This is a genomic window from Mulberry dwarf phytoplasma (assembly GCF_056504655.1).
In genome coordinates this window covers 228,748-241,841 of sequence record NZ_CM151418.1, presented here as the reverse complement: position 1 = coordinate 241,841, position 13,094 = coordinate 228,748, and the positions used below count along the sequence as shown (strand labels likewise).

Annotated in this window: 13 protein-coding genes and 1 pseudogene; all 14 read left to right on the top strand. The window is 24.6% G+C overall.

All coding sequences use genetic code 11. From position 1 onward, the window contains the following. Window position 1 precedes the first annotated feature (1 nt). The 14 genes and pseudogenes from JAHGCCOI_RS01155 to JAHGCCOI_RS01090 all read left to right on the top strand — a co-directional run bounded on the left by JAHGCCOI_RS01155 (window position 2) and on the right by JAHGCCOI_RS01090 (window position 12,864). Window positions 2-382: a hypothetical protein gene (locus tag JAHGCCOI_RS01155; RefSeq protein ID WP_479491974.1), complete on the top strand. Its 381-nt coding sequence runs from the start codon at window positions 2-4 to the stop codon at window positions 380-382. A 115-nt stretch (window positions 383-497) separates the two neighbouring features. Next, window positions 498-1,064 (top strand): Panacea domain-containing protein, encoded by a 567-nt coding sequence (locus JAHGCCOI_RS01150; RefSeq protein ID WP_479492182.1) that lies wholly within the window; start codon window positions 498-500, stop codon window positions 1,062-1,064. Window positions 1,065-1,088: 24 nt separating this feature from the next. Then, window positions 1,089-1,769: a hypothetical protein gene (locus JAHGCCOI_RS01145; RefSeq protein ID WP_479492075.1), complete on the top strand. Its 681-nt coding sequence runs from the start codon at window positions 1,089-1,091 to the stop codon at window positions 1,767-1,769. A 6-nt stretch (window positions 1,770-1,775) separates the two neighbouring features. Beyond that, the gene (locus JAHGCCOI_RS01140; protein ID WP_479492181.1) at window positions 1,776-2,144 is read left to right on the top strand and encodes an SVM family protein; all 369 of its coding nucleotides are present in this window, start codon (window positions 1,776-1,778) and stop codon (window positions 2,142-2,144) included. Window positions 2,145-2,321: 177 nt separating this feature from the next. Then, window positions 2,322-2,534, top strand: a complete 213-nt coding sequence (locus tag JAHGCCOI_RS01135; protein WP_227807313.1) for a hypothetical protein — start codon at window positions 2,322-2,324, stop codon at window positions 2,532-2,534. Further along, window positions 2,528-3,055, top strand: a pseudogene (locus JAHGCCOI_RS01130) (DUF2963 domain-containing protein); the annotation flags it as partial. The gene JAHGCCOI_RS01135 and the pseudogene JAHGCCOI_RS01130, both read left to right, overlap by 7 nt. A gap of 129 nt (window positions 3,056-3,184) precedes the next feature. Further along, on the top strand, window positions 3,185-4,534 hold the full coding sequence (locus JAHGCCOI_RS01125) for a hypothetical protein (protein WP_479492251.1): 1,350 nt from the start codon (window positions 3,185-3,187) through the stop codon (window positions 4,532-4,534). Between the two features lie 274 nt (window positions 4,535-4,808). Then, complete coding sequence (locus JAHGCCOI_RS01120) at window positions 4,809-6,512, top strand: DpnII family type II restriction endonuclease (protein WP_479492180.1); 1,704 nt, start codon at window positions 4,809-4,811, stop codon at window positions 6,510-6,512. Window positions 6,513-7,222: 710 nt separating this feature from the next. Further along, window positions 7,223-8,287 (top strand): TRM11 family methyltransferase, encoded by a 1,065-nt coding sequence (locus JAHGCCOI_RS01115; RefSeq protein ID WP_212775580.1) that lies wholly within the window; start codon window positions 7,223-7,225, stop codon window positions 8,285-8,287. Further along, on the top strand, window positions 8,268-8,588 hold the full coding sequence (locus tag JAHGCCOI_RS01110; protein WP_479492012.1) for a hypothetical protein: 321 nt from the start codon (window positions 8,268-8,270) through the stop codon (window positions 8,586-8,588). The genes JAHGCCOI_RS01115 and JAHGCCOI_RS01110 overlap by 20 nt, the downstream gene beginning before the upstream one ends. 1,347 nt (window positions 8,589-9,935) lie before the next feature. Further along, window positions 9,936-11,033, top strand: coding sequence for an SAM-dependent methyltransferase (locus tag JAHGCCOI_RS01105; RefSeq protein ID WP_479492178.1), 1,098 nt, complete (start codon window positions 9,936-9,938; stop codon window positions 11,031-11,033). Beyond that, window positions 11,023-11,520 (top strand): hypothetical protein, encoded by a 498-nt coding sequence (locus JAHGCCOI_RS01100; RefSeq protein WP_479492177.1) that lies wholly within the window; start codon window positions 11,023-11,025, stop codon window positions 11,518-11,520. The genes JAHGCCOI_RS01105 and JAHGCCOI_RS01100 overlap by 11 nt, the downstream gene beginning before the upstream one ends. Window positions 11,521-11,772: 252 nt before the next feature. Further along, complete coding sequence (locus JAHGCCOI_RS01095; protein WP_479491977.1) at window positions 11,773-12,189, top strand: Panacea domain-containing protein; 417 nt, start codon at window positions 11,773-11,775, stop codon at window positions 12,187-12,189. 231 nt (window positions 12,190-12,420) lie between these two features. After that, the gene (locus JAHGCCOI_RS01090; RefSeq protein WP_479491937.1) at window positions 12,421-12,864 is read left to right on the top strand and encodes a hypothetical protein; all 444 of its coding nucleotides are present in this window, start codon (window positions 12,421-12,423) and stop codon (window positions 12,862-12,864) included. Window positions 12,865-13,094 lie beyond the last annotated feature (230 nt).

The window sequence follows — 13,094 nt, the reverse complement described above, 5'->3', positions numbered from 1 at the left end:
TATGAAACAAACAGTTAATAATCTTTTTCGTTATCGATTCGATCAAAATTTAACAGATATTTCAAGTTTTAAAACAATAAAAGGTTTTAAAGAAGTTTTAGAAAAAGTTATCGCACCTTTAAATAAATATATTGAGTATACATGGCATCAAATCAAAAAATCGCATAATAAAGGTCCTAGATATCATGTAGTCCAACCTAGCACCCTTTCTCGAAAAGGGTTTGCTCGTGCCGTTAACCTTTCTGAAGATGAACCTATTTTTCAAATATCTCTTAATTTGCAAGAACGCGTTTATGGTATAACTGTTGTAAATATTTTGTTATTATCGCCTATGATCCAAACCATAAAGGAAATACAAAGAAAAAATAAATTATTGCATTAATATAAAATTCAAAATACAATTAAATTTTAATAGACTCTCTCTATGAGAGTCTTTTTTTATACCCAAAAATAACCAAATTAAACAAAAAATTAAAAAAGAAAGGAAATAATTTTAAATGAATAAACAAGACTTAAAAAAATTAATCAAACAATTTAAATCACAAATTCCAACAGGCTATGATATAATTATAAAAAAAAGGAGAAAATTAAAAATGGAAAAGAATAATGAAATAAATGTCTTTAATGTAGTTAATTGTTTGATTAATCATGTTGATACACAAGAATATAAAGTTTCTAATATGAAAATAAATAAATTGTTATATTATATCCAAGGATATTATGTTGCTAAATACGATAAACCATTATTTAATGAGCCAATAGAAGCTTGGTTGTTTGGACCAGTTATTCCACATGTTTATGGAAAATTTCTCGAATTTGTCGACCGCCCAATAACTAATAATTATGTTTGTTTCGAAGCATCCGAAACCGAATTAAACGAAGAAGCAAAAAACATTATTTATAAAGTAATCGATAAATACGTCAAGATATCATCATACAATTTAAGCGTTATGACGCATGAAGAAAGTCCTTGGAAAAATGCATACAATCCTCGCCGAAAATGGAAAAACAATATTATTAGTCCTTCATTTTTAAAACATTTTTTTAAAAATAAAATAATTTAACAATTTCAAGGAGCGAAAACGGTTTTGAAAAAATTAAACTTGAAAAATTTTGATGAAATTATTCAAACGATTAACAGTATTTGCGTTAACATTTCTAGAAGTAAAAATTTACAAAAAAGTAATAACGCGCAAGGAAAAGAACAAGATATGGAAGCTATTTATAGAGATACCATTTCCCTTAATTTAAACAGTTATCCTTCTATTTTTCGGAATCAGGTATCTTGTGAGACACAAAACAAGCATGGCAAAGCGGATATCGTAATACATTTTGATGACTCAAAAAAATATGTTGCGGAATGCGCCGTTCTAAAAAAAGAAGAAAATCAAACATTAGTAAACAAAATCGAAAACAAATATCGACAATTACTTTATAATACGACAGACAAAGATAATAAAATTTCATTGCTTTTTTTTGTTTTAAAAAAAGTTTTTGATTCTAATAATATTTTTAAAATAATCGAAAATTTTATAGAAAAAGAAAACTCCGAATATAAAATTCATGAAACAATAACAAAATATCAGAATAATGATTGGGTAATAAAAACAAGACCGACGCGTTTTCCTGAAATAGATTTTTTTATTCATATTGGAATTTATGATTTTTTTTATAAAGTGGATTACGCCAAATATCAAAAAACAAACAAGAAAAACATTGAAGAAAACACAAAAAAACAAGAAAAAAACTTAACAAATAAGGAGTTATAAGTTAAAATGATGCAAATAAAAAATAAATTACATCTTTTACCATTATTTTTAATGAGTTTTTTAGGATTATTCGCTTTCATCAATATTAATCCAGTTATGGCAACGGATCCAAAACTTACAGAAACTAGTAGCAGGCAACCTGTTAATCAGAACTTTACTATTGAAGAAAACATAATTAATTTAAAACAGAAAATTTATGATAATGCAACCAAAATAACAAACATAGATAAAGAATTACAAGGAAGTATCACTGATAATCAAAAAGAAAATCTCTTAAAATTAAAAGAAAATTACAAACAATTAATTGATAATCAAAAAGAACAATTAAAAACTCACAAAAACCTTTTAAACAATTTAAATGATGAAAATAACTAAAAATATTATCAACATAAAAATTATCTTTTTTATAAAAAACCCCTTTCCAAAAGGGGTTTTTTTATTTAACCATACTTACTCATCCAAATAACAAGACTTCTTTAAACAAGAGTCTTTTTTTATACCCAAAAATAACCAAATTAAAGAAAAAATTAAAAAAGAAAGGAAATAATTAAAATGAATAAACAAGACTTAAAAAAATTAATAATTATGTTATTAATTATTAATTTCAATTTTGTCCTTTCCATCAATTCTCATTCTTCTTTTTTTCATAATCAAACCAAAAGCAAAATTAAATTAGCAGATTACCAAACCCCCACCAAGAAACCCATCGACAAATATAATAACGCTGTTAAAAAAATAACAATTAGGAATTCGCGATTATGTTAAAAAATCTCAAAATTAGGAAGCTCATTATGATGGTGGTGTGTGGTCTTTTAAGTTTTATTCCTTTAACCTTCGCCGCGCAAATCTCATACTACCCCGACGGTAAAATCAAGTCCATCAGCGAGTACGACCCCCAAACAGGGAATAGAATCAAGTATACCTCATACAATTATGACGGTACAATTGACTTCATCAGCGAGTACGACCCCCAAACAGGGAATAAAATCAAGGGTACCGCATACAATTCTGACGGTACAATTGACTTCATCAACGAGTACAACTACCAAACAGGTAAGAAAACCAAGGGTACCACATACAACTCAGACGGTACAATCAACTACATCAACGAGTGCGATCCCAAAACAGGGAATAGAACCAAGTATACCTTATACAAATCTGACGGTACAATTGACTTCATCAACGAGTACGATCCCCAAACAGGGAATAGAACCAAGTATACCTTATACAATTCTGACGGTACAATCAACTTCATCATCGAGTACGACCCCCAAACAGGCAACGTAATCAAGCAGAACAAACAATCTCCAAGTAAAACCCTCGGGCGTTCCTTTTTCCATCGACAAACCAAATCAACTATAAAACTAGCTGATTATAAAACCCTTCAAGAAGAGTGGTTAACCTTCCAACCTAAAATGAAAAGGTATGATATCAGCGTTTTATCCAAAGAAAGTATTCCTGAAATTTTAAAATATGTTGGGATTAAAAGTGATGTTATCGCATATGATAACTTTAACACTCCTTCTTATAATTCTAACAATGATAGTATTTTTTACTGGCATATCAAAGATCCACCAGAAGGACTCATGGGTGTCTATTTTAAACCCCGCTCTAATCCCTTTAATATTAAATATCCTGCTGCAAATAAAAAACACACCTTAGAAGACCTTTTAAAATACGAAATAGCTATTGAAGAAGCTTTCGTATTTTGGGATGCTCAACAAAAAACTCAGGAAGAAAAGGTCAATGTGGAAGTAATCATCTCTAATATTTTTGTTGACCAAAGTAAAGAAGAAGTGATTAATGCTTACTTAATCCAACAGAAAATCATCCAAAAACCCAAACTAATTAAATTAGGTTGTTATAATATTACCCCTACCACAGGTTTAATCGCTCCTTTACCTTCAGGAGAATTTCATGGTATTGAAATTGCTTCTATTTACTTTGATGATGGGGTTCGTCTGCTACCTGAAAACGAAAATACTAGAGATTTAAAATGTAGAATAGAACACCAGGAACAAAGGTTAGAACAAGCTTTAAAAGAGTTAAGTCAAACTAAAAATGAAGAATTAAAAGAGAGTTTTGCAATATTAATTGCATTTTTACAAAAAACAACCAAAACACTTTACCAAGAAATGATAACTAACCAAACTTCCACCATTGATGATTTATTGAAACTCTCCAATGGCGCCAAAAACATCTACCTTTTTTCTTTCAATACTCAAAAAAGAATTAAAAGCATCGAATTACCTGATGCTATTGATCCTTACCAAGCCATTCGAACATGGAAAAGAGATAATAATTTATTTGATTATGAAGGTGAATTTATACACCAAACTGGTAGAGTAGAAAACGAATTGTTAATAGCTTCAAATAGAAAAGAGACTATATCGTGTGAACCTCACCAACTTATAAATATTTTTGAAACCGAAAAGGAAAAATTTATTATTTCTTGTAAAGATGAAGAACCAAAATTGCGTATTTTCAATAATTATACTTCTGAATATATTAATTGGTTAAACCAATGTTACATCAAACCTGGCATTTCTTATTCATCTGGAGAAATAAGAGATAAATTTGGTCGTTCATCAAGGGGCATTTATAATCAAAAAGGGGAAAGTTGTCAATATCATTATGTTCCAGGATTTTTCATAGATGATTGGTACATTAATGGGATTAACTGTGTTGGCTCAAACATTACTTTTTATAATTTTTATGGCACCACTCCGCCACCCAAAAAACCTCAAGAAATAAATATTAATTGATATTAAGACCTTATAATGAAGGTCTTTTTTCATTTTGGGGGTTTTTCAAACCTGGACCAAAATTAATATCAATTTATTAAAACCGCCACTTTGAATGAAATAATATATTTTATTAAAGAGTTAATCAAAATTTTAATGCTATTGTTATGATTTGAGGCATAATTAGGATAGTTTATATAAATAATTTTAATTAAGTAGGGTAAATGCCTCTATTTATCTTAAAATTTTAAGTTGTTGAAAAATTAGTTAAAAAAACAAGAAAGAGGTTATCAAAATGTCAAATACATTAAAACTAAAACCATTTGTCAAATGGGCGGGTGGAAAAACCCAACTTTGGCCTTTTTTGAAAGTTGTTATGAATGTTAAATATGAAACTTATTTTGAACCTTTTTTAGGAGGTGGGAGTGTTTTTTTTAGTTTGGAACCTCAAAAAGCTGTTTTGTCTGATATTAATGAAGAATTGATAACTGCTTGGCATACTTTAAAATCACAATCTCGTAATGCTGTTAATTTATTAAAAACATATATTAAACGTTTAAAATTAGAAAAAAAAGATTTTTATTATCAATTGCGCGACCAAAAAACCTCTTCGTTGGATAATATTTCAAAAACTGCTCGCTTTATTTTTCTTAATAAAACTTGTTTTAATGGTCTTTATCGTGTTAATTCTAAAAATCAATTTAACTCTCCGTTTAATGGAAAAAATGATGTTTGTTTATCAACTATCATTAACGAATCTAATCTTAAAAATATCACATTATTCTTAAAAAAGAATGAAATTAAAATCCAAAACCAAGATTACGCAACAATAGTTGCTCAAACACAAAAAAATGATTTATTGTTTTGTGATCCTCCTTATGATTCAGATACTCAAACTTTTAACAGCTATAATGCATCCCCTTTTAATCAAACAAACCAAAAAGAATTGTTTGAATCTTTAAAAGCAGCTCATTTAAGAGGAGTTAAATGGGTTTTAACTAATCACGACACCCAATTAATTAACCACTTATACAAAGATTTTAATTTTATAAGAATTCCTGTTAATCGTTTTATCAATTCCCAAAGCTGCAATCGGAAAAATAACACCTACGAAACAATTATTACGAATTTTACATTAAGAGATGACCAAATTAAACAAATAAATAATTTATTGTTTTTCAAAGAGTTAAAATCTACATCTTATTTTTTAAAGGATTATGTTTCGTGGGAAAAAGTTAATCATTTTATAAACCAAAATGAAGAAATTATTAAAAAATGGAATAAACTTAAATCCAAAACTGAGCAAGAATTTTATGATAAATTTGAATTGCAATGGCAAGAATTATCAAATACTTTTGAATTTTTGCCAATATTATTAGCTAACAATCGTTTTGCGAAAAACGAAAAATTTATTTATTTTAACAACCAAAACCAAGAAATTACTTTTGACCACCAAGATAAAGAAGTTGTCATTAATTTTATTAAAGAATCAAAACTTCTAACTAATGTTTTTGTAAATTCAAATTTTAATCAAAATATTAAAGATTATATTTTTGGGGTTTTGGTGGGGTTGGATTCTAACTCAAGAAAAAATAAATCAGGAGTTTTGTTGCTTAATTTAATTAAAACTCTTTTAAAAACAAATAATTTCAATTTTCAAGAAGAAGTTCTTTTAACAGACATTTTAAAAGGTGTTGAATTAAAAGAAACAAAAAGAGTGGATTTTGTTTTTAAACATAATAATATAAATTATCTTTTAGAATGTAGTTTTTTTAACACTTCAGGCTCCAAAATTAATAGCGAATTAAAACGTTTGGTAAAATTTAGTAAAACTATCAATAAATTCAAAAATATTCAATTTATTTATGTGATAGAAGGTCCAGGTTTGAAAAAAAACGCATCTTTGTTGGAAAAAACCTTAACGGAAACCAATGTTTTATTCAATATCCATCGTTTTCAAGAATTTTTAAAAAAAATAAAACAAAATTGTATTTTTTAACTCATCGATCTAATAAATTAAACACACACCCATTAAGATTAATTTTTACAACAAACATTATAATTATATTTTGTAATTGAATAAAACTATTTTTAAAAAACACCAAACACATTTAATACCATAAAAAGGTTCCTTTAAGAGGAACCTTTTTTTATTTAATACCCAGCAAATTGATTACAACAAAAAAAGTTCATCAAAAAATAAAGTAAGGAGAATGAAATGAAATATCAAATTAAAAAACTATTGAAGCAACTTAATAAATTAAAAAAAGAATTAGAAAAGATTGTGAATGAACTTTAAACAATAAACCTTCTTAAAAAGAATTTATTGTTGTTTTTTTAATAAAACCCGATAAAACAGTTTTTTTAACAATCAAGGCTTAAAAAAATAAAGTTATGTTAATAAAACAGAAACTTATTATTAATCAAAAAAACTAGGAGTTAAAATAAATGAAAAATAATTCCAAACAAATTATAAAATAACACTAAATCAACTCTAAAAAAATAATAATCATAAAAAATGTGTTAAAATATATAATGAAAAAGAATAGAAATAAAATAAATATGTAAATATGAACTAAATCACAATAAAATACAATACTTAAATTATTATACTTATAATAATGAATTAAAAAAATAATTCTTCTTGTGTTATTGTTAGTTATTTTTATTGGAAAAAAACAATTAAAAAAAGAAAGATAGGTTTTTCAAATGACAAATAAAATTCAATTCGGTCAATTTTTTACTAAAAAACAAAATTGGTTCACAAAACCATTAGAAGAATTTATTTTTGATAATTTAAAAGAAAATCATATTATCTTAGATCCCTTCGCTGGCGAAGGGGATATTTTAAATTTTTTAAAATATTATTTTAAAAATAAAATTAATAATTTAAATTTTATAGGGTATGACATTGATAAGAAATTTGTTAAATATAAAATGAATGATTCTTTAAAAAATATACCTTATGAAAAAAAACATAAATATTTTATATCAACAAATCCTCCGTATTTAGCAAAGAATAGTTGTTATCGTAAAAAATATACACAAACTTATAAAGACTATTTTAAAACATCTAATTTTGCTGATCTTTATTTATTAGCTTTAAGTAAGATGATATCCACAAATCAACCAGGTTTTGCAATTGTCCCAGAAACTTTTATTAATTCAAAATTTGATAAAACCAATGTTAACAGAATTATTATCATTGAACCCAATCCTTTTGAAGATACTACCGTACCTATTTGTATTGTTTGTTTTAATGGCACCAAATTAGAAAAACAAATTATTTATAAAAATGACGATAAAATTGGTTCTTTACAAGAATTAAAAAAATTAAAAATTTTTGTTAAAGAAAAAAGTGAGTTTTTAAAAAAATTACGATTTAACGATGTTAATGGATTTATTGCGTTGTTGGGTGTAGATTCCACAAATCCTGAAAAAAAAATTAAATTCATTCATAAAAATAAATTAAAATATAATATTTCAAATATAAAAACTTCGTCTCGTGCGATTACTATAGTTAACAGTGAAGAATTTAAATATTTAGATGATTCAAAAATTGAAAAAATAATTATTAACGCAAATCAAATTTTAAATACATTTAGAACACAAACTAAGGATGTTTTGTTGTCTCCATTCAAAGGAAATAACAAAGATAATCAACGTAGACGTAGGTTAGATTTTCATTTAGCTAGAAATATTTTAACAAAGGCTTTTATTGATTGTTGTAATAATATAAATGAGGATAGTATTTATGAAAAAGATAAATTATAAAACAAAATATAAAGAACAATTAAAACAAAATTTGGAAAATTTCAATATTAAAGATAAAAAAACTTTAAATAAAATTAAAAAATTTTGTGAAAAATTTAATTTTATTCAAGAAGAAGTAGAAACATCAATTAAACATAATAATTTTTTAAAAGCTTGGTTTATTTTAGAACCTTTAAAACAAAACTTTTATGAAAAAGTATTTGCTGAATTTTTAAAAAATGATATAAATAATATATCCGAAGTGTGTAAACCTAAAAGTATTTTTATAAAAAAACAAGAAATAGTTCAAAAAAAGAAATAAATCAGTATATCTCATCAAAAGGTAAGTCAATTGATTTTTCTTTTAAATATAAAGATTTAGAAATTATTTTTTATGTTTTTCACAAATATACCAAAGAATCTGGCGGCTCGCAAGATAATCAAAAAAATGATGTAAAAATATCTATTGAAGAAGCCAAAACTGACACCCAACAATATAATAAAAATATAATGATTTTATTCATTTGTGATGGCGATTATTATAGTGAATATAAAATGAAAGAATTAAAAAAAGTAGCAAATCAACAAAATCTTAAAGTTCTGAGTTCCAACGAACTACAATTTTTTTTGGATCAATTTTATTCACAAATAAAAAACAAAAACTTTTTAAATTAAAAATAATTTTGAAATAAAAAAGCAAAAATGTTAAACTAATTTAATTGAATTTGGTTTTTATTAATATTATTTGCTAAATTTAATTTAATTGTCAAAAAAATAATTATGATAAAATAAATATAATTAATGCCTTTAATTTGAAGGTTTTTTTATATTCAAATTTTAATTAAAAAAAGAAATAACAATTTAATAAAAAATATTCTTTTAAAGATAAAAAAGAATTAGAAATAAAAAATAAATATAGTTTTAGAAAAAAATTGTAAATAATTCTATAATTTTAAATTTTATTTTTATATTATAAGACCTTCAAAATTGAAGGTCTTTTTTTATATTCAAATGAACCCTTATGCTTTCAGTTTTTCTTTTGTTTATGAACAATAATAATAAAATTTATTAAGGAGTTAAAATAACAAATCACAAAGTTTATTAACCAAAATAATTCTTTTATAATTACTATTCCATATCATAAAAACGAAGAACAAACAAATAAAAGACATATTTATCAGATTTGCTATTTACCGAAAGACATTTTTAAAATAAGCAAACTAAATATTTGGAAAAAAAAGAAAAAAGATTATTTTTTAATTAACAATAAAGGAGTAGAATTTAAAATTGCACCTAGTATGAGTTGGCAAATATGGTGGACTATTCCTTTAAAATTAATTCAAGAAAAAAGTGAAATTTTAAAAGTTTAATCTTTATCAATCCAGTCAAACAATACATTACCCTTTATACGAAGAAATTTAATACTAAAAATGATGAAGAATCATCAAAATAAAGAGCAATAGAATAAAATAATATTAAGACCGACTTTTAAGTTGGTCTTTTTAATTAATTTAAATGAAATGTGATATTTTCTTAAATAAATAATCAAAATTTTTTTTAACAATTTTGATATAAATTTAAACGAATCATTTTTTAAACTAATATAATTCAAATCAGAAATAGAAACAAACTATGATGCAATTTTTAAGAAGAAAGAAGGGTAAAAAAAATGAAAAATATGACTTCTTTTGATACATTTTTAAGTATCAAAAATATCAAAGGGTTAGATTTTATCTTAAATTTTCTTCAAGTTCATAAAGGCACTATCAAACGTTGGGAAGAACAAAAATCTGTTCCTAAAAATTATGATACAGACTTAAAAAAAATAATTAAACAAATTGAAATTGAATATCCACATATTGATATAGTAAAATTCCAAAATAATCATTTAAAAAAGGAAAGAAAATTTGATGAATTTTATACTACTCATAAAATTGCTTTAAATTGTTTTGAAATTTTAAAAAGTAAAATGTTAGAATTAAACCTAAATTTTAATGAATATAATTTTATCGAACCTTCGGCTGGCAATGGAAGCTTTTATAATTTATTGCCTCCAACCAAAAGAATCGGCGTTGAAATTAACCCCCATATTAATAAAAATTACATTATTAAAAATTATTTAGATTTTATTCCCAAAAATAAAACAAAAAATATTGTTTTTGGGAATCCACCATTTGGGTTAAGGGGAAATTTGGCTTTGAGATTTATTAATCATTCATATCAATTTGCTGATATTGTAGCATTTATTTTGCCTCCTTTATTTGAATCAGATGGAAAAGGGGCGCCCCAAAAAAGAGTTAATGGCTTTAAATTAATGTATTCTCAAAAATTACCTTTATCATCATTTGAATATCCAAGTGGTAAGAAAGTTAAAGTAGCAACAGTTTTTCAAATTTGGACTAAAATCAATATCAATTTATTAAAACCACCAACCATCAAAACAGCTAATAATTTTATTAAAGTTTATTCTTTATCAGATGGTGGGACTCCATCCAGCACCAGAAATAAAAAAATGTTGAATTTATGTGATGTTTATTTACCAAGTACTTGTTTTAAAGGAATGAAAGTTTATAATTCTTTTGATGAACTCCCTAACAAAAGGGGATATGGAATTAAAATTTTAAAAAACGGCACTGAAATTAAAGAAATTTTTCAAAATAATGATTGGACTAAAACAGCTTTTTTATCTACTAATAGTGCTTTAAATTTACGTACAAGTTTAATAATTAAAGTTTTAACTGATGCTGGTTTTGATGATGAAAAGTAATAAAAATCTTATTTCTGATTTTTTTAACTGTGTTTATCAAGAAACTATTAATAATTTAAAAACACCACCCAAATTTAATGAAAAAGATATTTATTATAAATTAAAACTTCTTTCTATTGATGCTAGAGGTAGTTTTGGTCAAAGGTTTTTGGTTAATGCTTTAAAACAAAATGGGTTTAAAGCTTTTAATGACAAAGATAAAAATAAAGATTGGGATATAAAATTAGAAAATTATCGTATTGAATTAAAAACAGCAACTTTGGATGTTAATAATAAATTTCAACATGAAGGAATTCATAAAACTGAAAATTATGATTTATTAGTTTTTTTGGATATTCCTCCAAATAAAATTTTTTTAAAAGGAATGCTTTATGATGAAATTAATTTTAAAAAACTACATCTTAGAGGCGGAGGCAGAAAAACAGCTACTGGCACTGGTTATAAATATGATTATAGTTTAACCAAACATTTAGAAGAAAAAAAATGAAATAGTTATATTAACAGATTTTCAAAGACACGTTAATACTTGGATAGAAAAATTAAATAAAATTAATATATAATCATTCAAGGCTAACTTTTAAAAGTTAGCCTTTTTTAATAACTAAAAAACCAACCAAAAAAAACCAAACACATTTAATACCATAAAAAGGTTCCTTTAAGAGGAACCTTTTTTATTTAATAGCCAAAAAATTGATTACAACAAAAAAAGTTCATCAAAAAATAAAGTAAGGAGAATAAAATGAAATATCAAATTAAAAAACTATTGAAGCAACTTAATAAATTAAAAAAAGAATTAGGGTTAATTAAACAATTGTGTTATAATACCAATATGCAAAATTATTATAAAAAGGGGCAAGCAATGCAAAAACAAACTCAAATTGATATCCTAGATGTAGCACAATATATTATTAATTATCAAAATAAAAGTGATTATACTAAAATGAAACTTCAAAAGTTGGTTTTTTTAGTTTATTGTAAGTATTATGTAGATTATAAAAAAGAATTATTTCCTAATGATTTCGAAGCATGGGAGTATGGTCCTGTTTCCCCAAAGTTATATTTAAAAACTTTATCTTATACTTCTGGATTTCAAAAAAGTGATCAAATAAAAGAAAATTTTAAAGAAGATTGTTTTACTTCTGAACAAAAAAAATAATAAATCATATATTAAAGCGATACGGAAGCCGAACTTCAAGTTTTTTAGTTAAATTAACTCATAAAGATCTATCACCATGGTGTAATTGTTTTATCTCAAAAGATTGGAATTTAAATTCTATTACGAATGAAGTTATTTTAAAATATTATTCTAAAAAGGGCAATGCAATTTAAATTATGATAAAAATCAAAGCAATTCAAGAAAATATTGAAAAAATCCAAATGATATATTTTGTTAACAAATGTTTTTTGTTTAGATTTTGATAAATTAAAAAATAAACTTTTAAAATTTTTTAATAACAAAACGTTTGATGAAATTAAAAAAACCAAACATTGTAAATTGTTAAAAGAACCTTTAAGTAAAATAAAAAAATTTTGTAATTTAACAAACGATATTAAAGATCTTCTTTCTGAACAAAATATTTTTAAAATAAGTATTGATAAATGTCAACGAGTTATTGGTTATTTTATTAAACAACAAGATATTTGGTATTTTAATGTTTTTTTATATGATCCTTTTCATCAATATAATTTTTGTGAATCTAACAAAAATTTAAATCAAATTGCTTTGAAACATCTTTATAAGTTTTTGCAAATTAGTAATTTAACTTATGATACAATTCAAAAATTAGTTTATAAGCATCGTAAGCTAAGAAAGATTTTAAAAAAACAGTGAATTAAAAAAATATTTATATTATTAATATCAACCCCGAGATTGAAAAAACGACATCTACGGAACTATTATTACAAATTGGGAGCAAATAAACGCACCATTATAGCAATCTAGCCAATTGCCACGGACTTGATTATTCCGTGAGGTCATGCGGTCGGTCAGCCAAACGAAAGAATGGCGAATTACAGCAGAACCTAAAAGTGGTTAAAAAATGAAAGCTACAAAATCCCAAA

Coding starts and splice junctions, on each gene's coding strand:
- JAHGCCOI_RS01095 (WP_479491977.1), top strand. CDS start 11,773: ATGAAATATCAAATTAAAAAACTATTGAAGCAACTTAATAAATTAAAA.
- JAHGCCOI_RS01135 (WP_227807313.1), top strand. CDS start 2,322: ATGAATAAACAAGACTTAAAAAAATTAATAATTATGTTATTAATTATT.
- JAHGCCOI_RS01110 (WP_479492012.1), top strand. CDS start 8,268: ATGAAAAAGATAAATTATAAAACAAAATATAAAGAACAATTAAAACAA.
- JAHGCCOI_RS01105 (WP_479492178.1), top strand. CDS start 9,936: ATGAAAAATATGACTTCTTTTGATACATTTTTAAGTATCAAAAATATC.
- JAHGCCOI_RS01150 (WP_479492182.1), top strand. CDS start 498: ATGAATAAACAAGACTTAAAAAAATTAATCAAACAATTTAAATCACAA.
- JAHGCCOI_RS01155 (WP_479491974.1), top strand. CDS start 2: ATGAAACAAACAGTTAATAATCTTTTTCGTTATCGATTCGATCAAAAT.
- JAHGCCOI_RS01115 (WP_212775580.1), top strand. CDS start 7,223: ATGACAAATAAAATTCAATTCGGTCAATTTTTTACTAAAAAACAAAAT.
- JAHGCCOI_RS01125 (WP_479492251.1), top strand. CDS start 3,185: ATGAAAAGGTATGATATCAGCGTTTTATCCAAAGAAAGTATTCCTGAA.
- JAHGCCOI_RS01140 (WP_479492181.1), top strand. CDS start 1,776: ATGATGCAAATAAAAAATAAATTACATCTTTTACCATTATTTTTAATG.
- JAHGCCOI_RS01120 (WP_479492180.1), top strand. CDS start 4,809: ATGTCAAATACATTAAAACTAAAACCATTTGTCAAATGGGCGGGTGGA.
- JAHGCCOI_RS01100 (WP_479492177.1), top strand. CDS start 11,023: ATGAAAAGTAATAAAAATCTTATTTCTGATTTTTTTAACTGTGTTTAT.